At 67.5% G+C, this 23,051-nt stretch carries 24 protein-coding genes, 4 tRNA genes, 1 pseudogene and 1 riboswitch; of the genes and pseudogenes, 15 read left to right on the top strand and 14 right to left on the bottom strand.

What is annotated here, in order from left to right; all coding sequences use genetic code 11:
- Nucleotides 1–277 precede the first annotated feature (277 nt).
- The gene (locus tag FND50_RS07285; protein ID WP_144285286.1) at nucleotides 278–682 is read left to right on the top strand and encodes a C40 family peptidase; all 405 of its coding nucleotides are present in this window, start codon (nucleotides 278–280) and stop codon (nucleotides 680–682) included.
- A gap of 70 nt (nucleotides 683–752) precedes the next feature.
- Here FND50_RS07285 and FND50_RS07280 read toward each other — a convergent pair whose 3' ends face one another.
- Entirely contained in the window at nucleotides 753–1,094 is a 342-nt protein-coding gene (locus FND50_RS07280) for an Lsr2 family protein (RefSeq protein ID WP_005255167.1), read from the bottom strand.
- A gap of 140 nt (nucleotides 1,095–1,234) precedes the next feature.
- Here FND50_RS07280 and FND50_RS07275 point away from each other — a divergent pair, with 140 nt between their 5' ends.
- Nucleotides 1,235–1,432 carry a hypothetical protein gene (locus FND50_RS07275; RefSeq protein WP_144285285.1) on the top strand — a complete coding sequence of 66 codons (198 nt, stop codon included), beginning with the start codon at nucleotides 1,235–1,237 and terminating at the stop codon, nucleotides 1,430–1,432.
- A gap of 1 nt (nucleotide 1,433) precedes the next feature.
- Here FND50_RS07275 and FND50_RS07270 read toward each other — a convergent pair whose 3' ends face one another.
- The 3 genes from FND50_RS07270 to FND50_RS07260 all read right to left on the bottom strand — a co-directional run bounded on the left by FND50_RS07270 (nucleotide 1,434) and on the right by FND50_RS07260 (nucleotide 5,031).
- Entirely contained in the window at nucleotides 1,434–2,849 is a 1,416-nt protein-coding gene (locus FND50_RS07270) for a CitMHS family transporter (RefSeq protein ID WP_065489320.1), read from the bottom strand.
- A 120-nt stretch (nucleotides 2,850–2,969) separates the two neighbouring features.
- The gene (locus tag FND50_RS07265; protein WP_144285284.1) at nucleotides 2,970–4,265 is read right to left on the bottom strand and encodes an LLM class flavin-dependent oxidoreductase; all 1,296 of its coding nucleotides are present in this window, start codon (nucleotides 4,263–4,265) and stop codon (nucleotides 2,970–2,972) included.
- Between the two features lies 1 nt (nucleotide 4,266).
- A complete protein-coding gene (locus FND50_RS07260; RefSeq protein WP_144285283.1) occupies nucleotides 4,267–5,031 on the bottom strand; it encodes a 3-oxoacyl-ACP reductase in 765 nt (254 codons plus the stop codon).
- 48 nt (nucleotides 5,032–5,079) lie between these two features.
- Nucleotides 5,080–5,184, bottom strand: a riboswitch (TPP riboswitch).
- A 72-nt stretch (nucleotides 5,185–5,256) separates the two neighbouring features.
- Here FND50_RS07260 and FND50_RS07255 point away from each other — a divergent pair.
- Together FND50_RS07255 and FND50_RS07250 are read left to right on the top strand one after the other, a co-directional pair.
- Nucleotides 5,257–5,709, top strand: a complete 453-nt coding sequence (locus tag FND50_RS07255; RefSeq protein WP_144285282.1) for a MarR family winged helix-turn-helix transcriptional regulator — start codon at nucleotides 5,257–5,259, stop codon at nucleotides 5,707–5,709.
- Nucleotides 5,710–5,711: 2 nt separating this feature from the next.
- Entirely contained in the window at nucleotides 5,712–6,134 is a 423-nt protein-coding gene (locus FND50_RS07250) for an organic hydroperoxide resistance protein (protein ID WP_144285281.1), read from the top strand.
- 21 nt (nucleotides 6,135–6,155) lie between these two features.
- Here the strand turns inward: FND50_RS07250 and FND50_RS07245 are convergent, their stop codons facing one another.
- Together FND50_RS07245 and FND50_RS07240 are read right to left on the bottom strand one after the other, a co-directional pair.
- Entirely contained in the window at nucleotides 6,156–7,034 is an 879-nt protein-coding gene (locus FND50_RS07245) for an oxidoreductase (RefSeq protein ID WP_144285280.1), read from the bottom strand.
- A 40-nt stretch (nucleotides 7,035–7,074) separates the two neighbouring features.
- On the bottom strand, nucleotides 7,075–9,117 hold the full coding sequence (locus FND50_RS07240) for a CocE/NonD family hydrolase (RefSeq protein WP_186301320.1): 2,043 nt from the start codon (nucleotides 9,115–9,117) through the stop codon (nucleotides 7,075–7,077).
- Nucleotides 9,118–9,201: 84 nt separating this feature from the next.
- Here FND50_RS07240 and FND50_RS07235 point away from each other — a divergent pair, with 84 nt between their 5' ends.
- From FND50_RS07235 to FND50_RS07225, 3 genes are read left to right on the top strand one after another with little or no spacing between them, the layout of a single operon-like run.
- Entirely contained in the window at nucleotides 9,202–10,158 is a 957-nt protein-coding gene (locus FND50_RS07235) for a pseudouridine synthase (protein WP_144285278.1), read from the top strand.
- A 45-nt stretch (nucleotides 10,159–10,203) separates the two neighbouring features.
- Nucleotides 10,204–11,739 (top strand): CYTH and CHAD domain-containing protein, encoded by a 1,536-nt coding sequence (locus FND50_RS07230; RefSeq protein WP_144285277.1) that lies wholly within the window; start codon nucleotides 10,204–10,206, stop codon nucleotides 11,737–11,739.
- A 47-nt stretch (nucleotides 11,740–11,786) separates the two neighbouring features.
- Nucleotides 11,787–12,671: a universal stress protein gene (locus FND50_RS07225; RefSeq protein ID WP_007301076.1), complete on the top strand. Its 885-nt coding sequence runs from the start codon at nucleotides 11,787–11,789 to the stop codon at nucleotides 12,669–12,671.
- Between the two features lie 13 nt (nucleotides 12,672–12,684).
- On the opposite strand, the gene FND50_RS07220 is transcribed toward FND50_RS07225, so the two are convergent.
- Nucleotides 12,685–13,422 (bottom strand): VIT family protein, encoded by a 738-nt coding sequence (locus FND50_RS07220; RefSeq protein WP_005255143.1) that lies wholly within the window; start codon nucleotides 13,420–13,422, stop codon nucleotides 12,685–12,687.
- A gap of 140 nt (nucleotides 13,423–13,562) precedes the next feature.
- Between FND50_RS07220 and FND50_RS07215 the strand changes: the two genes are divergently transcribed.
- From FND50_RS07215 to FND50_RS07205, 3 genes are all read left to right on the top strand, one after another.
- Nucleotides 13,563–14,345 (top strand): SDR family NAD(P)-dependent oxidoreductase, encoded by a 783-nt coding sequence (locus FND50_RS07215; protein ID WP_144285276.1) that lies wholly within the window; start codon nucleotides 13,563–13,565, stop codon nucleotides 14,343–14,345.
- A gap of 26 nt (nucleotides 14,346–14,371) precedes the next feature.
- A complete protein-coding gene (locus FND50_RS07210) occupies nucleotides 14,372–15,433 on the top strand; it encodes a YbhN family protein (protein WP_144285275.1) in 1,062 nt (353 codons plus the stop codon).
- A gap of 62 nt (nucleotides 15,434–15,495) precedes the next feature.
- A complete protein-coding gene (locus FND50_RS07205) occupies nucleotides 15,496–16,320 on the top strand; it encodes an SDR family oxidoreductase (protein ID WP_144285274.1) in 825 nt (274 codons plus the stop codon).
- Between the two features lie 9 nt (nucleotides 16,321–16,329).
- Here FND50_RS07205 and FND50_RS07200 read toward each other — a convergent pair whose 3' ends face one another.
- Nucleotides 16,330–16,983 carry a TetR family transcriptional regulator gene (locus tag FND50_RS07200; protein WP_005244320.1) on the bottom strand — a complete coding sequence of 218 codons (654 nt, stop codon included), beginning with the start codon at nucleotides 16,981–16,983 and terminating at the stop codon, nucleotides 16,330–16,332.
- A gap of 156 nt (nucleotides 16,984–17,139) precedes the next feature.
- Here FND50_RS07200 and FND50_RS07195 point away from each other — a divergent pair, with 156 nt between their 5' ends.
- Nucleotides 17,140–17,991, top strand: coding sequence for an alpha/beta fold hydrolase (locus tag FND50_RS07195; protein ID WP_144288994.1), 852 nt, complete (start codon nucleotides 17,140–17,142; stop codon nucleotides 17,989–17,991).
- Here the strand turns inward: FND50_RS07195 and FND50_RS07190 are convergent.
- Entirely contained in the window at nucleotides 17,988–18,701 is a 714-nt protein-coding gene (locus tag FND50_RS07190) for a TetR/AcrR family transcriptional regulator (protein ID WP_260850930.1), read from the bottom strand. The two genes, FND50_RS07195 and FND50_RS07190, sit on opposite strands and share 4 nt — an antisense overlap.
- An 83-nt stretch (nucleotides 18,702–18,784) precedes the next feature.
- Here FND50_RS07190 and FND50_RS07185 point away from each other — a divergent pair, with 83 nt between their 5' ends.
- A complete protein-coding gene (locus FND50_RS07185) occupies nucleotides 18,785–19,120 on the top strand; it encodes a nuclear transport factor 2 family protein (RefSeq protein ID WP_144285273.1) in 336 nt (111 codons plus the stop codon).
- A 62-nt stretch (nucleotides 19,121–19,182) separates the two neighbouring features.
- Here the strand turns inward: FND50_RS07185 and FND50_RS07180 are convergent.
- The 4 genes from FND50_RS07180 to FND50_RS07165 all read right to left on the bottom strand — a co-directional run bounded on the left by FND50_RS07180 (nucleotide 19,183) and on the right by FND50_RS07165 (nucleotide 20,323).
- Nucleotides 19,183–19,259: transfer RNA gene (locus tag FND50_RS07180), tRNA-Phe, on the bottom strand.
- Nucleotides 19,260–19,325: 66 nt separating this feature from the next.
- Nucleotides 19,326–19,399: transfer RNA gene (locus FND50_RS07175), tRNA-Asp, on the bottom strand.
- Between the two features lie 96 nt (nucleotides 19,400–19,495).
- Nucleotides 19,496–19,568, bottom strand: a tRNA-Glu gene (locus tag FND50_RS07170).
- 98 nt (nucleotides 19,569–19,666) lie between these two features.
- Nucleotides 19,667–20,323 (bottom strand): TetR/AcrR family transcriptional regulator, encoded by a 657-nt coding sequence (locus FND50_RS07165; protein WP_005254790.1) that lies wholly within the window; start codon nucleotides 20,321–20,323, stop codon nucleotides 19,667–19,669.
- Nucleotides 20,324–20,651: 328 nt separating this feature from the next.
- On the opposite strand from FND50_RS07165, the gene FND50_RS07160 reads away from it, so the two are divergent.
- A tRNA-Lys gene (locus FND50_RS07160) sits at nucleotides 20,652–20,724 on the top strand.
- Nucleotides 20,725–20,768: 44 nt separating this feature from the next.
- On the opposite strand, the gene FND50_RS07155 is transcribed toward FND50_RS07160, so the two are convergent.
- The gene (locus tag FND50_RS07155) at nucleotides 20,769–21,371 is read right to left on the bottom strand and encodes a TetR/AcrR family transcriptional regulator (protein ID WP_144285272.1); all 603 of its coding nucleotides are present in this window, start codon (nucleotides 21,369–21,371) and stop codon (nucleotides 20,769–20,771) included.
- 111 nt (nucleotides 21,372–21,482) lie between these two features.
- On the opposite strand from FND50_RS07155, the gene FND50_RS07150 reads away from it, so the two are divergent.
- Nucleotides 21,483–21,956, top strand: coding sequence for a DUF4334 domain-containing protein (locus FND50_RS07150; protein ID WP_144285271.1), 474 nt, complete (start codon nucleotides 21,483–21,485; stop codon nucleotides 21,954–21,956).
- Between the two features lie 6 nt (nucleotides 21,957–21,962).
- A pseudogene (locus FND50_RS07145) lies at nucleotides 21,963–23,050 on the top strand (NAD(P)-dependent alcohol dehydrogenase).
- Nucleotide 23,051: the final 1 nt, after the last annotated feature.

The raw sequence follows: 23,051 nt of genomic DNA, 5'->3' as shown, positions 1-23,051 counted from the left end.
CGCCTTCCTTCATCCCAGTCCACAGGACGTAGCGGACCACTCCCTTCGACCTGACAATTACCCGTTCGACGTTACGAGGGGCCCGCACTACTCGCGAGTACCAAACCGACCAGATCGAATGGTTCACTGGCGGCCGTCGAATCCGGCGACGGAGGCAGAGAAGACAGGCACATATCCGGGTAATTCAGCCGATGCGCCCCGATCGGCCCGGGACCACCCTGTAATCGGACGTCCCGACGACGCGACACCACACCGAGCGCACTGGAGCAACGACGGCATGAACCCACACACCGGGAATCACGGACATCACCTGGTTCACACGTTCCGCCGGCCTCCGGTGCGGCCGGGACGCCACGCACTGCATGCCGCCGCATCCAGAATCGGAATCCCGTGCACCCTCGGCGCCGGCGACCACCGCGCCTTCGACAGCTCCGGTCTCGTTCAATGGGCCTACAAACAGGCCGGTGTGGCCGTTCCTCGCACCACCTACGAGCAACTCCGACACGGGACCGCCGTGGACGAGAGCGACCTGCAGCCCGGTGACGTCGTCCTCTTCTACGGGGGCGGCCACGCGGGGATCTACGCAGGAAACGACACGGTCGTTCACGCACCCGCTCCGGGACGGCCGGTCACGCGAGTAGCCATGAGCTCCATGTCATTTCACGCAGCGCGCCGATACTGACGACCGATTACAGCCTCCAGCCGACCCGAACAGGGCGGCTGGAGGCGCCGACCCCCGCGACACCGTTGACTCAGTGAGCGGCGTTGTACGCCTCCTCGATCTCGGCAGGAATACGTCCACGCGTGGACAACTCATACCCCTGCGACGTCGCCCATTCTCGAATTTCCTTGGCCTGGCTCCGTCCCTGCGACGGTGCAACTGCAGGAGTCGACCGACGCTTTCTTCCACCGACCCGAGTTGCATGCTCGATGTAGTAGTCGAGAGTCTTGTGGAATTCCCTGGCGTTCTTGACCTTCAGATCGATCTCGTAGTCGACGCCGTCGACAGAGAACGGAATGGTCTCCCCCTTACCGTTCTTGATCGGAGTTCCGTCGATGTCGTCGATGCGTTCGACAACAACTTTGCGCGCCACAGTTCCACTCCTTCATCGTCGATAACCCGGGGAACACTACGTCGAAGTATTGTTCACCTGCCAATCCCCGACGGAGTTTTCGAATTGCAGACCCGGGTCCGTCTGATTGGAGAACCCAGTTGTCGGGGTATTCGTCGGACATGACACCGAAGGACGCATCCGGACCGAAGACCACGACCACCGACAGCGGCGCCCCGGGCGCGGACAAGGACGTGATGTCCGATCCGGCCGAGGACGACAAGAGTTCGGGCGCCGACTGGAGCGGCGAAGGTGGCGCGACCCCTGAGGGCCCCGCCACCGACACCGACACCGACACCGACACCGACACCGAGGACTAGGTCACCAGGGGATCTGGCCGAGGACCACACCGATCACCAACATCGACAGCGACACCAGCGCCGCGCGCCACAGCACCTTCTTGTGATGGTCCGCCAGCGGGACGCCCGCCAGGGTCACGAGCAGGAGGATGGCCGGGACGAGGGGGCTCTGCATGTGGAACGTCTGGCCGGTGATGGATGCGCGGGCCATCTCGACCGGCTCGATGCCGTACGTGGCCGCCGTCTCGGCGAGCACGGGCATGATGCCGAAGTAGAAGGCGTCGTTGCTCATGAAGAACGTGAACGGCAGGCTCAGGATGCCCGTGATGACGGCCAGGTGCGGTCCGAGCGAGGCCGGGATGATTTCGAGCAGCCACTGCGCCATGGCCTCGACCATTCCGGTGCCCTGGAATACGCCGGTGAGCACGGCCGCGGCGAACACCATCGCGACCACGGAGACGATGCTCGACGAGTGGCGGGTGATCGCTTCCTGCTGTTCCTTGACCCGCGGGAAGTTCACCGTCAGCGCGATCGATGCGGCCACCATGAACAGGACCGGAATCGGCAGTACGTCCATCACGAGCACGACGAGGAGCGCCACCGTCACGAGCGCGTTGAACCACAGCAGCTTCGGCCGCAGCGTGGGCCGCTGGGGGTCGAGACCGTCGACGAAGCCCTGGCCGTCGTCCGATCCGGCGTCGCCGGAGCCGCCACCCGTTCGGGGTGCGTCACCATTGCCCCCGGATCCGGATCCGGATCCGGTCACGGACCGCCGGAGGCCGGAGCCTGCGGAGACGAGGAGGCGCTCGTCGGTGAGTTCGAGCGTTCCGATGCGGCGGCGTTCGCTGTAGCCCAGCTGCACGGCGAACAGCAGCACGACGAGCAGTCCGACCACCAGCGACGGGATCATCGGCACGAACACGTCCGACGGTGAGATTCCCAGCGCCGCGGCTGCCCGGACCGTCGGTCCACCCCACGGGACGATGTTCATCGCGCCGTTCGCGAGGCCGGCGACCACCGTCAGAACCACGGGGCTGACCTTCAGCTTCATGTACAGCGGCAGCAGTGCGGACGTCACGATGATGAACGTCGTGGATCCGTCACCGTCCAGCGACACCACCATCGCGAGCACCGCGGTGCCGACGACGAGCCGCATCGGGTCGTTGCGGACGAGCCGGAGGATGAGTTTCACCAGCGGGTCGAACAGGCCGACGTCGATCATGATCCCGAAGAAGATGATCGCGAAGAACAGCAACGCGGCCGTCGGTGCCAGCGCCTTGATCCCGTCGGTGATCATGTCGCCGATGCCGAGGCCGGCCCCGGCCGCGATCCCGAATGCGACCGGGACGGCGATCAACCCGACCACGGGAGTGGCCCGTTTGGACATGATCAAGAACATGAACACGGCCACCATCAGAAAGCCGAGTGCTACCAGCATTGCCACTCCTCGTCCGAACTCGCGTCGTGGTGTGATCGCGATAACAGCCAGTGTCGGGGGGAGGGACGCTCACAGTCACTGTTGCGTACTTAGAGAAGGTTGTGTTCTTTGTGGTGGCAACTACGGGCGCCCCCGGAGATGGTCGCGCAGAGTGTCTGTCTCATACTCCGCGCGGAACAGTCCACGCTTCTGCAGGACGGGGATCACCTCGTCGACGAAGTCCGCGAGGCCGTTCGGGTAGAGCGGCGGCATCAGGTTGAAGCCGTCGGCCCCGCCGCGGCGGAACCACACCTCGATCTCGTCGGCGATCGATTCCGGGGTTCCGATCATGGTGCAGTGGCCGCCGCCAGCCGCCAACGTGCCCAGCAGCGACCGCACGGTGGGACGGTCCTTGTCGATGATCCGCAGGATCGTGTCGTACCGGCCCTGCGGCCCGGTGAACTCCGACAGCGGCGGCAGCGCGGGAACCGGTGCGTCCAATTCCCAGGCACTGCAGTCCTGCTGGACGAACATCGACAACTGCGCCAGCGACTGTTCGACGGGCAGGAGCGCGTCGAGTTCCGCCTTCTTCCGCCGGGCCTCCGCACCGGTCGAACCGACATAGGTCACGAGACCGGGCATCACGACCACCGCGTCGGCGTCGCGGCCCGCCGCACGGATGCGCAGCTTCACGTCGCCGTAGTAGCTCTGCGCGGCCGTGAGGTCGTAGGCGACGGCGTAGATGCCCTCGGCGCACCGGGCGGCCAGGTCGCGGCCCTGATCGGACGCGCCGGCCTGGAACAGCACGGGACGACCCTGCGGCGAGTGCGGCACGTTCAGCGGACCGTCCACGAGAAAATACTTTCCTCGATGCTCGACCGGCTTCACCTTGGCCGGGTCCGCGAAGATGCCGTCCCGGTCGAGCACGAGCGCGTCGGGCTCCCACGAATCCCACAGGGCGAGTGCCACGTCGACGAATTCCGCGGCGCGCGAATAGCGCTCGTCGTGCGGCGGCATCTCCTCGAGTCCGTGGTTGCGCGCTTCGGCGTCGAACATGGATGTCACCACGTTCCAGCCGACACGGCCGCCGCTGATGTGGTCGAGCGACGCCAGCATCCGGGCGGCGTGGAACGGTGTGTAGAACGTGGTGGACACCGTCGTCACGAGTCCGACCCGCTCCGTCGCGCGCGCCATCGCGGACAGCGCGGTGAGCGGTTCGAGGAACCACATGCCTCCGGATGCGGGGTCGCGCACCGAATGCCCGTCCGCGAAGAACACCGCGTCGAGGCAGCCGCGCTCCGCGGTCTGCGCCAACTCCTCGTAGTAGGCGATGTCGCAGAGTCGCTCCACGTGGGACGAGGGGTGCCGCCACGCGGCGCCGTGGTGCCCGCAGCTGTAGAGGAACGCGTTGAAGTGCAGTTGCCGGGCCTCGCTCATGTCAGTCCTTGACCAGTCCGCCGTCGACGACGAGGTTCTGGCCGGTCACCGCACGCGACCAAGGGGACGCGAAGAACAGCACCGCGTCGGCGAACTCGTCCGGCGTGGTGACCCGCTGCAGCGGGGTGCTCGCCGCGATGAGGTCGAACACCTCGTCGGGAGTGGCGGCGCTCGCGTCGGTGGTGCGGAGCAGCCCGCCCGACACCATGTTGACGGTGATGCCGTCGGGACCGAGGTCGGCCGCGAGCGTGCGGGTCAGCGACAGCGCCGCGGCCTTGGCGGCCGTGTAGTCGTGGTACGGGACGACGGGGTTCTGGAACAGGTTGGTTCCGATGCTCACGATCCGGCCGAACCCGAGCGAACGCATGCCCGGCAGCGCGGCCTGCGTCGTGTGCAGGGTCGCCTTCACGCTGCCACGCAGCTGCGAGTCGAAGGCATCCCACGTGATGACGTCGGCCTTGTCGCGTGCGTCGCCGTTGAAGGAGAAGTCGGCGAGCGCGTTGTTGACCACCGTGGTCACCGGTGAGCCGAAGTGTTCCTCCGCCGCGGAGAACAGCGCAGCCACCTGGCCGGCGTCCGTGACGTCGGCCCGGAGCGCGACCGCACGGTCCGCACCCAGGGAGGTCGCGAGTTCTTCGGCCGCCTCCCGGCTGTTCCGGTAGTTCACGATCACCCGTGCGTTCTGCGCCGCGAACGACCGCACGATGGCGGCGCCGAGGCCCCGCCCACCGCCGGTCACCAGGACGATCTGCTTGTCGAGCTGCATGCTGCCACCTTCCGTTCGGTCGGCGACGAGACATCGGATGAGCGCATACGGCCGTCTCCGCGACATCCCTTCGCCGGCATTACCCAGTTCAGGTTCGACGGGTCTGTTCTCAGCCGTCCGGCTCGTCGCCGGGCAGCACCCCGTGTCACTGGCCAACAGTGTAAGCGCAATCACCGATTCCAGTTCTTGGTTGTGCACAACCTAGTTGTGTGCAACTATTCAGGGGTGACCGACAACCTCACCCTCGACCGCCAGGTGTGCTTCGCCCTGTACTCGGCTTCCCGGGCCATGACGGCGAGATACCGGTCGATGCTCGACTCGTTGGGAGTGACCTACCCGCAGTACCTCGTGCTGTTGGTGCTCTGGGAACGGGACGGCCGCGGAGTACGTGAGATCTGCGACGCCCTCGACCTCGACACCGGCACGCTGTCGCCACTGCTCAAGCGGCTCGAAACCCTGGGCCTGGTCGAACGCCGGCGCTCCACGGCCGACGAGCGCCGGGTCGGGATCCACCTCACCGAGAAGGGTGCGGCCCTCCGCGCCGCCGCGGAGGGCATCCCCGCCGAACTCGCCGACTCGACGGGAATGGAGATCGACGAACTCGTCGCCCTCCGGGACACACTGTCGCGTCTCACCGAATCACTCCACAGCTTCACCACCCCTACAGGAGAGAAGTAACCATGAAGATCGTCTACACCGCCGACGCCCTCGCGACCGGAGAAGGCCGCAACGGCCACGCCCGCACGTCCGACGGCAAGCTCGACCTGAACCTCGCGATCCCCACCGAGATGGGCGGGTCCGGCGACGGCACCAACCCCGAGCAGCTGTTCGCCGCCGGATACGCGGCATGCTTCCACTCCGCGCTCCAGCTGGTCGGCCGTCAGGCGAAGGCGAACGTCGCCGACTCGGCCGTCGGCGCCCGCGTCGGCATCGGCCCGACGGACAGCGGCGGATTCGGTCTCGCCGTCACCCTCGAGGTTTCCCTGCCCCACCTGCCGCGCGCCGAGGCGCTCGAGCTGACCGAGAAGGCACACCAGGTGTGCCCCTACTCCAACGCCACCCGCGGCAACATCGACGTCACCCTCGAGGTCACCGAAGACTGAGCAACCCTGACGGGCGTCGCGTCACCCGAACGTGAACTCGACGCCCGTCAGGTCCTCCGACAGCGCCCACAGCGCCCGCGCGGTGTGCTCGTCCCGCGACTTCTTGTTGGAGCCCACCACCTTCGGATGGCCACGCTGCTCGAACAGGCCGTCCGGCCCGATGTAGCTGCCACCGATCACGTCGGGTGCCGTTGCCGCGTACAGCATCGGCAGCGCCCCCATCTCCGCCGACTGCGCGAAGATCCGGTTGCCGACGGCCATCAGCTTGTCCTGCACCGACTCGGTGTGGGCCTGCAGATTGGTCGACGCGTAACCGGGGTGCGCGGCCACCGCTTTCACGGGTGACCCTGCCGCCGACAGCCTGCGCTGCAACTCGTATGTGAACAGCAGATTCGCGAGTTTCGACTGCCCGTACGCGCTCCAGCGGTTGTACTTGCGGCGTTCCCAGTTGAGGTCGTCGAGGTGAATCGTTCCCGCCTGATGTGCCGCACTCGACATCGTGGCGACCCGATCGGTGATCTTGTCGAGCAGCAGGCCGGTCAATGCGAAGTGCCCGAGATGATTTGTGCCGATCTGCATTTCGAATCCGTCGGCGGTCTTGCGCTGCGGAACCGCCATCACGCCCGCGTTGTTCACGAGAACGTCGACGGACTCGACGCCGGCGGCGAACTCGCGCACCGAGGCGAGGTCGGCCAGATCGAGGCGGCGCACCTCGGCGTTGTCACCGATCGACCGTGCGACGACCTCCCCCTTGTGGGTGTTGCGGCAGGCCAGCACGACGTGCGCCCCCGCCTTGCCCAGGGCCCGCGCAGCCACCTCCCCCAGACCACTGTTGGCGCCCGTGACGACGAACGTGCGGCCGCTCTGATCGACGATGTCCGAAGCTGTCCACTTGGTCATGGCGTCAACCCTACGGATCTCGGGACGTGGCGTGCACCTTTCACCACGCCTGCGCTCCGACCAGCGGCAGATTGACGAAACTCGGCCGATCGGGGGACAACGCGACGTGCTGCGGCTTCAGTTGACTGTCGGCCAGAATCGGTCCGAGCGGCAGGTACCGGGGGACGCTGCCCGCGTACACGTCGACGCGCAGCCGGTGCCCCGGCGCGAGGACGGCGTCGGTGGGCACGAAGTTGATGTCCACCGGTGTCACTTCACCCGGCACCAGCGGCTGACGTGCGTCCACCGTCAGATAGTGGTGCGGTTCGGTGTAGTCGCCGTTCGCCGACTTGGTGCTCTTCGAATCGTCCACGGCCCGCATGGAAGCGGTGAGCGCACCATTGGTGAGCGGGGTCGACGTGCCGTCCGGTGCGACGTCGTTCAGTGTCACCGCCCAGAATCCGTCCGGGGCGTCGAGCACGGTTTCGAGGTGCAGATTGACCGGACCCGACAGCTCGGTCGGCTGCGTGACGGGGGCGCTGGTGAACGTCAGCCCCTCGGCCTCGGCGAACCGGGAGTCCTTGCTGCACACCGATCCGAAGACGACGGCCGCTCCTGCGGTGCCCTGTACGCCGTCGCGGGAACAGAGCCCGCGGAGCCCGGGTGCGACGGTGAGTCGTGCTGCGTCGCCGGGTTTCGCCGACACCAGGCTGCCGTCGTGGGCGGCGTGCCCGGCGGTGCCACTGGGAGCATCCGACAGGTACATCCGCTGGTAGTCGACACCGGCCCGCGGGAACTGATCGGTGGTGGTCCAGCCGTTGCCCTGCTGGTAAAGCGTGACCGGGCCGTACTCGTCGATGCCGTTGTCGATGCCCTTCAGCCACTTGTCGAACCAGGCGCGTTCGAGGACGTCGAGTCGTGGCGGCGCACCCTGTTCGCCGAAGCCGCCACCGAACGAGATGTGGTAGGCGTCGCTCATGATCAGCTGCTTCTCACCGGCAGGCAGCGGAATGTCGTTGTAAACCCGCGGCTCGCTGTTCGCGAAGATGTCGTGCCACGCGCCGTAGAGCATCGTCGGCACCTCGATGTTCGCGGCCTGCGCCTTCCGCTCCTCGTAGAACTGGCCGTCCTGCGCCACCCGCAGCGTGCCGGGGTCGAGACCGTTGATGTCCGGCGCGGTCATGGCCTCGATCAGTGCGGGGAACAGCGTCAGCGGATCCCGCAACCGATCCTGCAGCCACCGCTGGTCGAAGCGCCCCTGCGCAAGGGCCTGGATGTCGGGAACGAACTTGAGACCGTTGACCAGTGACAGCCACAGCGGCATGAATCCCACGCCGAGACCACCGCCCGTTCCGACGATGTCGCGGAGCAGATCGTTGCCCGGTTCGGTCGGGAAGATCGCCTTCAACGCCGGCGGCTGATGCCCCGCGGCCTGCAGCGAATTGATTCCCGAGTACGACACCCCCGCCATGCCGACCTTGCCGTCGGACCATCCCTGCTTGCTCATCCAGTCGATGATCTCGACGGAGTCCTGCTGCTCGAGCGGACCGAGTGCCTGCCATTCCCCTTGAGAGAAGCCGGTGCCCCGCGCATCGACGACCACCTGGGTGTACCCGTTCCGGACGAGGTCGCGGTTGATGCCGAAGACGCGCATGCCGCCACCGGTGAGCACCTTGGCCGCTTCCCCGACGCCGTCGAACGGTGTTCCGGCGAGATCGAAGGAGTTCACCAGGTCGACGACGGTGTCCTCGAGCCCCGGCACCGCGAACACGGAATCGACGAGGTTGCCGACCAGCTTCGTGTACGGCGTGACGTTGAGGACCGACGGCATCCTGGTGTCGATCGGGTTGCCGGAGGCGTCCGCGGGGCGATAGACGTTGGCCTTCAGCACCGTTCCGTCGCTCATGGTGATGGGGACGTCCCAGTCGATCGCGATCACCGGGTACTCGGGCGGCGCGTCGACCGCGGCGTTCCACGCGGCCCCCGCCGCCCCGCCCGTCGGATCCGCCGACGCCGTCACCGTGGGCACCACCGCGAGCCCCACCCCCACCGCCAGAGCGACTGCCACCACACCCGGTCGAAACGCCCATCGACGCACGATCACCACGAACCCCCGTGAAATCCTCCGATGACGCGCCTCAGCGACCAGTCAGGGTGGCCCGCGTCACAAACTTACCGGATAGTAACCATGAGTCCCCCCGCGGTCAACGGCGGATTTCCGCAGCCTGTCGTCTACCGTGACGGGGTGCCCGACGCCCCACTTCCCGTCCGCGACGGCCTCAACCCGACGCGGCTGAGGATGCCGGACGACGGCCCGTGGCCCACCGTGCTCGAGTACCTGGTCGCGCGTTTCCCGCACGACGAGACGCGCCTCCGCGAGAAGGTGGCCACCGCGGAAGTCGTCGACGAGCGCGGGCAGCCGATCACCGACTCCACCCCGTTCGCACCCCGAAGATTCGTGTACCTGTACCGGGATCCGCCAGTCGAGACACGGGTGCCGTTCGAGATCGAGATCCTCCACCGCGACGAGAACCTCCTCGTCGTGGACAAACCCCACTTCCTGGCCAGCACCCCACGCGGCGCGTACATCGCCGAGTCGGCGCTGGTCCGGTTGCGCAGAGACCTCGACCTCCCGGAACTGACACCCGCGCACCGGCTCGACCGGTTGACCGCCGGGGTGCTGATCTTCACGGTGCGGCGTGAGGTCCGGCGCGACTACCAGTCGCTGTTCGACCAGCGCCGGGTGGTCAAGGAGTACGAGGCGGTCGCGCGTTACGACCCCGATCTCCCGCTGCCCGCCACCGTCCGCAGTCGAATCGTCAAGGAGCGAGGCGTCCTTAAGGCGTACGAGGTGGACGGTCCCGCCAACAGCGAGAGCCGCATCGAACTCCTCGAGGTCCACGGCGACGCGGCCCGGTACCGGCTGCTGCCGCACACCGGCAAGACGCACCAGTTGCGGCTGCACATGAGTTCGCTGGGCATCCCGATCCACGGCGACAACTTCTATCCCGACTTCTACGACGTTGCCGCCGACGACTATTCGACGCCGCTGCGGCTGCTGGCCCGGTCCGTCGAATTCGTCGACCCCTACTCCGGCGTCACGCGACGCTTCGCGAGCGTCCGGAGCCTCGACTGGCCGAAGTGACCTCGGCTTCTTTCCCCCGGGCCGGTCAGACGGAAGGATGGGGACATGAGTACCGCGACGTCCGTCTCCGAAGTGGAACGCAAGTACGAGGCCGGTTCGGAGCAGCAGATACCCAGCCTCTCGGGATTGCCCGGTGTGGACGGTGAACCGCGGCGCGACACCGTTCAGCTGTCCGCCCTGTACTACGACACGGGCGAACTTCTGCTGCTGCGCGCCGGAATCACCCTCCGCCGCCGGGAAGGCGGCGACGACGCCGGCTGGCATCTGAAGATCCCGGCAGGCGCGGACGAGCGAACCGAGTTGCAGTTGGCGCCCGACGCCGAGCTCCCCGAGACGGAAGTGCCCCGGGAATTCGCGGAACTGCTCACTGCCGTCACCCGCGGCGCCGCCCTGAACCCGGTCGCGCTCATCAGTACCGATCGCGAACGGCAGCGGCTCGTGGACGCGGCGGGGACGACGCTCGCCGAGGTCGTCTCGGACGTCGTGATCGCCGCCGTCCCCGAGAAGGGCACCGGATCCGACGAGCGGGTGTGGCGCGAGATCGAAGTGGAGCTCGCGGCCGGAGACCGAAACCTGTTCGACGCCATCGACTCCCGGCTGACGGACGCCGGGATAGCTCGGTCGGACGCGCCGTCGAAGTTGCGGCGGGCGCTCGGCGACGCGGTGACCGGCACCCCGCGCCCCGTGCGCAGGACGAAGGGGTCCACTCCCCGGGCACTGCTGCTGGAGTATCTGGCGGCGCAGAAAGATTCTCTCGTGACGGCCGACCTCGGCGTGCGGCGCGACCTCGAGGAGTCCGTCCACGACCTCCGGGTCTCGGCCCGGCGCATCCGGAGTGTCCTCCAGGTGTACGGGTCCAGCCTGCGCGATCAGGAAACCGTCGACGACTTGATCGTCGAACTCCGCTGGGTCGGTCAGGCCCTCGGCTCGGCGCGGGACACCGAGGTGCAGTGGAGCCGGCTCGTGGACCGGCTGGGTGGCGCCGAGGAAATACCCGACCGCGAGGTCGTGCGTGCGCGCCTCGACGAGTACTTCTCGGGACTCGCCGCGACGGCCCGGCCCGCAGCACTGGCCGCCCTGAACTCCCGGCGCTACCTCGACCTGCTCGCCGGACTCGATACGTTCCTGGTCGCCGTCGAGGCGTCCGGGGACGGTGGCCCGTCGAAGAAGGCCGTGGCGAAATCCCTGCGCACCTTGTCGAAGTCCGTCCACAAGCGCGTGCGGAAGGCGGCGTCCGCGACCACCCGGGCCGAGCGCGACGCACGGACACACCGGGCGCGCAAGCGCGCCAAGCGAATGCGTTATGCGATCGAGGCGACGCGGTCGCTGACACCGAAGGCGTCCGACCGCGCTCAGACGAAATTCAAGGGCTTTCAGGACGTGCTCGGCGAGTACCAGGACGCCGTCGTCGCACGGGACCACATCCTCGCGATGGTCGCGGAGGATCAGCACTCCGCCGAGTCGAGCCTGGGCCTCGGAATGCTCTTGCAGCGTGAGCTCGATCGCGGCGATACCCTGACGCCGCTCGTGAAACCCGAGTGGAAGACCGCAAGGAAGGCGGCCCGAAAAGTCTGGAAGTAGGGCACAGTCGGGGAGTACCCCAACAGCGTGAGCGAAGGGAGCCAGACGTGAGCACACCCGCCAGTCATTCCGTCGTCGTCGGCCTGGACGGATCCGACGCCTCCACCGCCGCCGCCCTGTGGGGCGCCGCAGTCGCGTCGAAGTGGGGTGCCACGCTGTCGCTCGTGCACGCACTGCCGCAGGACGGCCCGCTGTACAGCCCCGCTGCGATCATGCTGGAGTCGCAGTTCCTCAGTCAGCTGCGCGAGGACGGCGAGGCCATTATCGGGACGGCGAAGCGGCTACTGGGACCGAAGTTCCCCGGTCTGGAGATCGAGACGACCATCAGTCCCGGTCCCGCGGGCACCGCACTGCTCGAGGCCGCCGACTGGGCGCGGTTGATCGTGCTCGGATCCACGGGAACGGGAGCGATCCGTTCGGTGCTGCTCGGCTCGACGGCGCTGCACGTCGTCAACCGCGCACCCTGCCCGGTGACCGTTCTCCGGGGTGAAGTCACCACACCCGACCAGCGTCCGGTGGTGGTCGGGGTCGACGGAAGCGACCTCAGCCGCGACGCCGTGGCCCACGCATTCGAATTCGCGTCGTTCTTCGAGGCGCCGCTGACCGCCGTCCACACGTGGCAGGGCTCCCCCACGCTCGGCGCGGGCGGCACCGGCATGCTCGTCGACTGGGACGCCGTGAAGCAGGAAGAGGAGGCGCTGCTGTCCGAGGGCCTCGCGGGCGAGTCGGAACGATACCCGGACGTGTCCGTGACGAGGGTGGCCGAGCAGGGTGCCGCAGCCGACGTCATCCTGCGGCATGCAGGGGACGCCCAGCTCATCGTCGTCGGCAGCCACGGCCGAGGCCCGCTGCTCGGCGCGCTGATGGGCTCGACGAGCCAGAATCTGCTCCACCACGCGAAATGTCCGGTCATGATCTGCCGGAGCGAGTGACTGTCGCCCGAAGCTAGGCGATGCCCGTTCCCACCAGCTGGCCGATGCCGTACGTGACGATCATCGCGAGTGCCCCGCCCAGCACGACGCGGAGCACTGCCCGGGTGCGCTGTGCGCCGCCGAGAGCCGCGCTGACGGTGCCCGTGAGGGCCAGCGCGACCAGCACGGCGACGAACGCCACCGGAATGCGCAGGTGCACAGGCGGTACGAGGATCGCCAGCAGCGGGACGAGGGCGCCGAGCGTGAAGGACAGCGCCGAGGATCCCGCAGCCTGCCAGGGGTTGGTCAGGTCGTCCGGGTCGATGCCCAGTTCGATGTCCACGTGGGCGGCGAACGCATCGTGATCGGTGAGTTCGCGGGCGACCGTCCGGGCAGTGTCGCCACTCAGCCCCTTGGCCTCGTACATCGCGACGAGTTCCTCGAACTCGACGTCGGGGGTTTCGGTGAGTTCACGGCGTTCCTTCGACAAAAGAGCGCGTTCGGTGTCGCGCTGGGTGCTCACCGAGACGTACTCGCCCAGGGCCATCGACACCGCCCCGGCCGCGAGACCCGCGAATCCGGCGGTGAAGATCGCCGATCGTTCGGTGGTGGCCGCGGCCACCCCGACCACCAGGCCGGCGGTCGACACGATGCCGTCGTTGGCGCCGAGAACACCGGCCCGCAACCAGTTGAGGCGGCTCGCCAGACTCGGTGCGTGCGGCTCGTCGGGATGTCGCGAGGGCTCGGCCCGCTCGGCGTTCTCTGCTGACATGCGTTCAGGCTAAGACGAAAAGGCCTGGTCGGATAGCCAGGCTAGGCTGCGCTGGGCCCGGGGTGAACTGTTCCCTACACACCGAAACCAAGCAGTTGCTAGGTTAGGGGCGCTCGTTCCTCACACGCTTGGAGTTCCTCATGGCGACACCCGCCACCAGCACCCCCCGACGTCGCTGCGCCGCACTGGTCACGGGCGGCACCGGCGGCATCGGCTCGGCCATCGCACGGCAACTCGCGACCCTCGGCCACGACGTGGCCATCACCTACCAATCCAACGCCGACGTCGCCGCGGACCTCGTCGGCGAACTGGAAAGCCGCGGCGTCGGAGCGCAGGCGTTCTCCGCCGACCTCTCCGACCAGCCCCGCGTCGCGAGTGTCGTGAAACAGACCATCGAACACTTCGGCGGCCTCGGCGTCCTCGTTCACGCCGCGGGACCGCACATTCCGATGATCCACCTGTCCGAGATCGCTCCCCGGGACTACGCCGAGCACCTCGAACAGGAAGCGGTCGCCTTCTTCACCGTCGTGAAGGCCGCCCTCCCCGCGCTGCGGGAAGCGTCCGGTTCCGTCGTCGCGGTCACGACCGCGGCCACCAGCCGATATCCGGTGCGCGACGGACTGTCGCCGGGCACCAAGGGTGCGATCGAACAGCTGGTCAAGGGATTCGCCGCCGAGGAGGGCCGCTACGGCGTCCGCTTCAATTCGGTGGGCCCGGGAATGCTCACCGACGGCATGGCCGAGCGGCTGATCAACTCCGAAGAACTCGATCAGCGTGCACTCGACGCCGCCATGAGCCGGATACCGCTACGCCGGTTCGGCACCGCCGCCGACGTCGCCGAGGCAGTCTGCTTCCTCGCGAGCGACCGGGCGGGTTTCGTCACCGGACAGAAACTCGACGTCGACGGCGGATACACGGTGTGATCACCGGCCATGTGTAATGGACGCGTATGACTGACGCCCAAGACACCCGCCCGACGCCCCGCAGGCGTCGAGTCGAATGGGTGATCGGCGGCCTGCTCGTCGTCGTGCTCGCGGTGGAAATCGTCCTCATCTGGTCGGACCTCTCCGAGAGCGTCCAGAACCTCGGCGACCTCCAATGGGGATGGGTGGCCGCGGCCGTCGTGGCGTCGCTGGCGTCGATGTCGTGTTTCGCCCGGGTCCAGCGCTGCCTGCTGGGGGTCGCGGACGTGCACATCAGACAGCGGCAGTCCCTCGCGGTGACGTTCGCCTCCAATTCGATGAGCGTGACGCTGCCGGGCGGCCCGGTTCTGGCAACGACGTTCAGGTACCGGCAGACACGCCGCTGGGGTGCCTCACCGGTGGTCGCGACGTGGCAACTGGTGATGGCCGGCGCCCTCCAGGCCATCGGCCTGGCGCTCGTCGGACTGGCGGGCGCACTGCTCGTCGGGGCCGAGACCAACCCGTTCTCGCTGATCTTCACGTTCGGCGGCCTGTGTGCCTTCCTGGTGGTGGCTCAGTACGCCGCCTCGCGGCCCGACGCCCTCGAAGGTGTCGGCATCACCGCGCTGCGTGGATTCAACGCGCTTCGAAAAAAGCCTCCGCTGACCGGTGTTCGCCGATGGAAGCACATCGTGAACCAGATGAGCGCCGTCCGGATGGATCGCCGCGACACCGCCCGCGCGTTCGGGTGGTCGCTGTTCAACTGGATCGCCGACGCCGCATGTCTCGCGTTCGCGTGCTACGCGGTCGGCGCACATCCCGGATTCGCCGGACTCGCCGTCGCGTACGCGGCGGGCAACGCCGCCCGTTCGGCCATCCCACTCCTGCCCGCAGGGCTCGGTGTCATGGATGCCGTGCTCGTCCCCGCACTGACCGCCAGCGGAATGACCGGCGCCGAGGCGGTGTCCGCGATCGTCGTCTACCGCCTGGTCAGCTTCCTGCTCATGGCCGCCATCGGCTGGATCGTCTTCGCGGCACGCTTCCGAGGTGCGCAGCAGCAGGGCGAGGAGGGCCCGGACCTCGCACCACTGTGGCGTCCCGGTACGTGAATATGTCCCGCTGAGAGAGAAACCCGGGCCGAGGCGGCGGGCGACGGGCCTACGGTCGAGCCGTGACGGAACCGGAAACACAGGAAAAGCAGGTTGTCGTCGTCACCGGCGCGGCCTCGGGAATCGGCGCGGGGATAGCCCGGCACGCGCACGCCCGCGGTATGGCCGTGCTCCTCGCCGACATCGATACGGCCGCACTGGATCGTCTGGCCGCAGATCTGGGCGGAGCCGCCCTCACGTGCGCAACCGATGTCGCGGACTCCGGGTCCGTCCACGCCCTCGCCGATCTCGCGTACGACTCGTTCGGCCGGGTGGACCTGCTCTTCAACAACGCCGGAATCATGCGGGCCGGATTCCTCTGGCAACTCGGCGAATCCGACTGGGACGCCACCCTCGGTGTCAACGTCACGGGTGTCGTCAACGGGATCCGGGCGTTCGTTCCGCGCATGATCGACCAGGGCGGCGGACGCGTCGTCAACACGGCCTCGGTCGGTGGATTCGCGCCCGGTCCGATGATGTCGCCGTACAGCGCATCGAAGTTCGCGGTCGTCGCGATCACCGAGTGCCTGCAGATGGAGTTGACCATGGTGGGCGCCCCGGTGTCCGCGAGCGTCCTCGCGCCGGGGCCCGTCGTCACGTCCGTCTTCGACAACCCGTTCGGGGCGGTCTCCCATCCGGCCGTCGACCGGATGGTCGCGCAGATGCGCGACCTGCTCGGCACCGACGGTCTCGACGCAGACACGTTCGCGGAATTGGTCTTCGCAGGCATCGACCGGGGCGACTTCTGGCTCGCACCGCAGGGTGAGCACCTCGACAGCATGGTGCGCCAGCACACCGCCACCATCCTCGAGCGGCGAGAACCGGTGATCCGGCAGTCGTTTCGCTGAGCTCGCGAACTAGCCGCCGAGGCGCCGGAACACGAGACGGACCGCGAGCCCGAGGTGAGCCATCACCTCGTCCACCGAGATGCGGCCGGCCACCCAGGACACCAGGCTCGACATCCAGACGTCGCCGATCACGCGGATGGCGTTCAACTGGTCGTCGGAGATGTGCTCGACACCGATGGTCTTGGCGAACATTTCGGTCATCAGCGCGCCGAACGCATCCAGTTCGGCCGAGGCCGACGCGTCCGCGAACATGAACGCGCGCACCAGGGCCTCGTAGCGCGGCCGGTCCTTCTCGAGGACTTCCGTGTTCTTCCGGAGGACGAACAGGATCCGCTCCGACGGCGTGTCCCCCGGTATCGCGACGTCCTCGAACCGGGACCGCATTCCCTCGAACACCATCAACAGGCCCATCACCAGCATGTGGTTCTTCGACGGGAAGTAGCGGTACACGGTGCCCAGCGCGACGCCCGCCCGATCGGCGATGGCCCGCATCTGCACGGCGTCGTACCCGCCCTCCGAGGCGAGTTCCATCGCTGCGGCGACGATCCGCTGGTAACGCTCCCGCTGGGGGGCTTTGGCCCCGCGCGAGGGCAGCTGCCCGTTGCGAAGCAACGACAGTAGCCCGTCGCGGCCCGCCGTCAGCGGCTCTTCAGCACTGCTCATGGACGTCAGCCTAGCGACCGTCACCTCGGTGCCGTCCGGCGACGGCACCGGTTCCGGTCGTCACGATGTCCGGATTGCGTGGGCCTCCCCCGGATAGACTCGCCTCGACCGCCGGAGGTTCCCGTGCCCAGAGTTCATGTCGGACCCGAGGATCGTGTGATCCGGCTGCGCGACGGACGCCTGATGGGTTTCGCGGAGTACGGCGACCCCCGCGGATTCACCGTCGTGAACGCCCACGGCGGGCTCGCCGGCCGCCTCGACGTCGCGGCCGCCGACCGGAGTGCTCGCGACGCGGGCATCCGGCTCCTGTCCCCCGACCGTCCGGGGATCGGACTGTCGGATCCGCAGCCGGGCCGGACGGTCCTCGACTGGGCCCGGGACGTCGAAGACCTCGTGAAGCACCTCGGCGTCGGCCGTTTCGGTGTCCTGGGGTGGTCGATGGGCGGGCAGTACGCGCTCGCGGTGGGCTCCGGCGTGGCGTCGCGCGTGACAAGTGTCGCGGTGATCGCCGGGGCCCTGCCCCTCACCGAACCCGGGGTGTTCGCCCAGCTTCCCGCCGGGGACCGCGTGTTCACCCGGCTGTCCCAGCACGCCCCGCTGGTGGCGCGGATCTGCTTTCGCGTCATGGGCGCCGTCGCACTGCGTGCTCCGCGCCTGTTCCGGCGACTCGGCGCCCGCGACCTCGGCGCCGCGGACGCAGCCGTTCTCCGCTCCGAACCTGTCCGGAACTTCTCGCTCATGTCCGGTGAGGCTCTCCGGACAGCGCCCGGGATGGTGGAGGACTACCGCGCGTGGATGCGGCCGTGGGGGTTCGCGCCGGAGGATCTGACCGTGCCGGTCGACGTCTGGGGTGGAACCGAGGACGAACTCGTGCCCACGACCTGGCCGCCCGAGCTCGCCCGCCGGATTCCCGGCGCCACGCTGAACATCCGCACCGGTGGTCATTTCATGGCTCACCTGCACTACCGCGAGATCTTCGACACCCTGCGGCGGCGCTCGGAGTCCTAGGTCGCTGCCGATAGTTTGTCGAGCCACTCCCGCATCACGAGGAGTTCGCCGGCACTCAACCCGGCCCGCCCCGCGTCGGCGTCGAGGGCGCGCGCGAGCGCGTCCGCCTTCTCGACCACCTCCCTCGAGGTCTCCGACCGCACAGTGGGCGCCGGCCGGATCAGCCCGGCGATCACGTTGTCGCGCAGTTCCCGTGACAGGGAGAGGTCGACGCGGCCCTCCGGCTGCGCGATGAGGTGCAGAGTCATGCCGACGTTCGCCGCCACGAATTGCCCGGCGGCGGCCGCAGGCGTCACGCGCAGGCGTCCCTGCTGCGCGATGTCGGTCAGCAACTGGAGGAGCCTCGTTTCGGCGACGGAGGTCACCGCACACGGCTTGCCCGGAGCGACCTGCCCGTACAGCAGGACGTAGAACGAGGGATTGTCGAGCCCGTAGCGGACGTGATCGTCCCAGCCGTGCCGCAGGTCGTCGACCGGGTCGTCCCCGCGCCGATTCGTGGCCCGGACGTACTGGCCGAAACCGTACTCCACGACCGCGTCGAACAGGCCCTGCTTGCTGCCGAAGTGGTGGTACAGCGTCGGGGCCTGCACGCCGGCGAGGTCGCAGACGGCGCGGGTGGACACGGGCTTGCCCTTGGCCTCGTCGAGTAGTTGGGCCGCCGCCTTCAGCAGACGGTCGCGGGCGTCACCCGCCACACTCTTCTTTGTCACACCGCTATGCTACTTCTATAGCGTTGGTATACGGACGGACTGCCGGGCCGGCAGGGACAACGCACAGGGACAGGGAGATCACCATGAGCACCACCACGACACCCGAGATCGTCACGCGCTACTTTCGGGCAGCCGACGCAGGAGACCTCGATGCACTCACAGCATGCTTCACCGACAACGCGGCCGTGACCGACGAAGGCCGGACCGTCCGCGGGCGCGACGGCATCCGGCAATGGCGCAGGGACCTCGAATCGAAATACATCTACACGGTCGAGGTGACCGGAACGGAAATGGCCGCCGACGACACTTACGTGATCACCACCACGGTGAAAGGAAATTTCCCCGGGAGCCCGGTGGAACTGAAGTACGAGTTCGTTCTCAGCGACGGCCTCGTCGACACACTGCGGATCGCACCCTAGCGACACGGACAACGAAAAAACTCCGCTGTCGACGTTCTCGACAACGGAGCTTCGGTGAATCGTGGTGGCCAGGGCCGGGATCGAACCGGCGACCTTCCGCTTTTCAGGCGGACGCTCGTACCAACTGAGCTACCTGGCCGGACGGCACCCGAACCGAATGCCTATCGCATTGTGTTGCCGATACTCGGTATCGGCAACACACTTGCGACCCTGACGGGACTCGAACCCGCGACCTCCGCCGTGACAGGGCGGCGCGCTAACCAACTGCGCCACAGGGCCTTGCTTGTCCTGCTGTTGCTTTACCAGTGTAAAGCGTTACTGCGTGTCACTTTTACTGCCGTCGAACCATACCGCATGCTCGACACCGGTCAAACGTACCCCCTACGGGATTCGAACCCGCGCTACCGCCTTGAAAGGGCGGCGTCCTAGGCCGCTAGACGAAGGGGGCCCGCCGGATTTCTCCGAACCAGTACCTCAACGGCGTTCCGTTGGGAGCTTGGATAGCTTAGGACACGGATCGAGAATTTCCCAAATCGCCAGGTCAGACTACGAATCGGGCAGTTCCGAACCGGAATCCGGCCAGCCTTCCCGCGCAAACTTCTCCAACCATTCGGGTGAAGCCATCGCTTCGAGGATCACTTCGAGCGATTCCGCGAACCGCTCGCCGAGGTCACCCTCCAGCGCCGTCATGTCGGACATGTACCGCTGGCCGGCGAGTGACGCCGCCAGGACCCTGGTGAACTTCTCGGGATCGGCGTCGGCGCGCAGCAGTCCGTCGCGCTGAGCGCGGATCGCGAACTCGTGCGCGGCGCGCCCCCACACCTGCGAGCCGCCGGACTGTACGTCCGGGTAGAACTCGGGTTCGACGATCAACCGGAACTCGGCCCGCACGATGACGCTCGAATGGAACAGCTTCGCCAGATCGATCACGAAACCGTGGAGGGCTTCGAACGGCCCGATGTCTGTGCGACTCGTCCACCTGTCGGTCAGCGCGGTGAATTGCTCGACTCCGGACTGAAGAACGGCACGGGCAAGTTCTTCCTTCGACTGAAAGTGAAAGTACATCGCCCCCTTGGTGGCGTTCGAGCCCTCGAGGATCGTGTTGACGGACGCCGCCGCATAGCCGCGCTTGGCGAACTCGATGGCGGCCGACTCCACCAGCGCAGCGCGAGTACGTCGCGCACGTTCCTGTTGACGTGCCATGACGGTAAATCCCTCTCCGAGATGCAGTAGCCCCTCTTTCCGCCCTACTGGGACGAGCCTGGAGCCATACATAACAGTATCCCCGTTTTGAAAAAACCGACAGAGCAGTCTGTAGATCATGGAAACTTCCCAGAAACCAACCCAAAGACCTTTATGGAGCTGAAACCGGACTGCTGCCGAAAACACACCAAGTGGTATAATTCGGGTCGGCTCGGGTGCGCTGCAGGGGGTGCGCACCCGAGCCGACCCTTTTCACCCCCCGCGCGGCGCGCCGTGCCGGGGGTCCTGTTTTCTCGGTCACTGTCTGCGCACTAGACTCTGGCCCCGCGCCCCTATAGCTCAGTTGGTAGAGCTACGGACTTTTAATCCGCAGGTCGTAGGTTCGAGCCCTACTGGGGGCACTCTCCCCTTACTCGGCACCATGCCGGGTAAGGGGCACGAGCACTCATTCGCGGCCCGGCGCTTCCGCCGCCGCAGGCGTCCCGATCAGACGACGAACCGCCTCGACAGTGGCCTGCCGCCGCTGCGCCACCGTGCGCTCCCACGACTTTGCCCCCGCCTGCTTGCGGTCGCCGCGGGCGGTGGCCAGCGACAAGGCGATGTCGGTGATCACGAGCAGCAGCTCGCCCGCGTTCCACGACGGATCGACGAACCCCTCCTGCTGCCCACGCCGAATCTCGGCGATCTTGGGACGCAGCGTGAGGATCCGCGCATCGTCGGCGATCTGCTCGCGCACCTCCAGGTCGGCCCACTTCTGCAGCCTCGCGTTCTCGGGGTGCGCCACGTAGTCGTCGAACAACCGGCCCGCGTAGCCCGGCAGATCGTCGCCCCGCAACGCCGTCTGTTCCGTCGTCTCGGCGATCCATTGCGTGATGACGGCGTCGAACAGCGTTTCCTTGCTGTCGAAGTACGCGTACAGACGGTCCTTGCTTGCCCGGGCCGCCTCCGCGATGCGGTTGATCCGGGCTCCGGCGACTCCGTGGCGGGCGAACTCCGCCTTGGCCGCGGCGAGGATCCGTTCTCGCGTGGCTTCTCCCGCTGTTCGCATTCCGACATCCTAAATTGCCCGTTGCCGAACCATCTGGTTCGGCGTAGCGTGCGCAGTTGACGAACAGTTTGGTTCGTAAACCTCGCGCCCCTCACCCCAAGGACCGTTTTCATGGACATCGATCAGGCCCGCAGCACGTTCCACGAGCTCCGGGAGCGCGAGAGCGGCGTCTCCCCCGACGAACTCGACGCCGTGTGGGCGGCGCTCGACACCGTCAGGGCCGAAGACATCCTCGGCAGCTGGAAGGGCGACGACTTCGCCACCGGACACCGCCTCCACGAGAAGCTGTTCGCGAGCCGCTGGCACGGAAAGACGTTCCACTCCCTCGAGGACGCGAAGCCGTTGATCTGCCGGGACGTGGACGGCAACCTCTATTCCGACATCAAGGGCGGCAACGGCGAAGCCAGCCTGTGGAACATCGAGTTCCGGGGTGAGGTCACCGCGACCATGGTGTACGACGGCGCACCCATCTTCGACCACTTCAAGAAGGTGGACGACTCCACCCTCATGGGCATCATGAACGGCAAGTCCGCACTGGTGCTCGACGACGGTCGGCACTACTACTTCCTACTCGAAAGAGACTGAGCTCCAATGCAGGTCACAGCAGCGGTCTCACACGGACCCGATTCTCCGTTCACGCTGGAGACGGTCGAACTCGACGAGCCCCGCGCGGACGAGGTACTGGTGCGCATCGTCGCCACCGGCCTGTGCCACACGGACCTCTTCACCAAGGCGGCCCTCCCCCGCGCCGCCGGCCCCGCCGTCCTCGGGCACGAAGGTGCCGGGATCGTCGTCGACGTCGGGTCACGCGTGAGCGGGGTGGCGCCCGGTGATCACGTGATTCTCAGTTACCGCCACTGCGGCGATTGCGACCAGTGCCGAAGCGCGGGTCCGGCGTACTGCGTCGACGCGCACCGGCTGAACAGTTCAGGCCGACGCGCGGACGGTTCGGCCACCGTCACCCAGAACGGCGAGTCCGTGCGCGCCGCGTTCTTCGGCCAGTCCAGTTTCGCCGAGCACGTCCTCGCAACCGCCGACAACGTCGTCGTCGTCGACAAGTCCGTCGACCTGGCCGCCGCGGCGCCGCTCGGCTGCGGGTTTCAGACGGGTGCCGGCGCGGTACTGAACGTGCTCCGGCCGGGCCGCGATTCGAGTGTGGTCGTCTTCGGCGGGGCAGTGTCGGGTTCGCCGCGCTGCTCGCGGCCCGATCAGCCGGCGTCGCAACGCTTCTCGCCGTCGATCCGGTACCCGCGCGACGTGCGCTCGCGGAGGAGTTCGGCGCGGTCGCGCTCGATCCCGGGTCACAGGACGCGGTCGCATCGATCCGTTCGGCGACGGGCGGCGGCGCCACCCACGCCCTGGACACGACGGGGATCCCCGCCGTCATCGGCCAGGCATTGTCGTGCCTGCGCGCGCGGGGCAGCGCGGTGGTCGTCGGCCTCGGCGCACCCGAAGTGGTGGTGAACATTCAGGATCTGATGCTGAGCGGCAAGACCCTCCGCGGCTGCGTCGAGGGCGATTCTTCGGTACAGCAGTTCATTCCGCAGTTGCTGGCGCTGCACGCGGACGGGAAATTCCCGTTCGACCGTCTCGTCACCGAGTATCGATTCGACGACATCAACCGCGCCGTCGCCGATCAGGCCGCGGGCACGGTGATCAAGCCCGTGCTCGTGTGGTGAA

The organism is Rhodococcus sp. WB9 (assembly GCF_007558985.1).
GTDB classification, from domain to species: domain Bacteria; phylum Actinomycetota; class Actinomycetes; order Mycobacteriales; family Mycobacteriaceae; genus Rhodococcus_F; species Rhodococcus_F opacus.
Note: the sequence above shows the minus strand (reverse complement) of the source record. Positions and strands in the feature narration are given on the sequence as shown.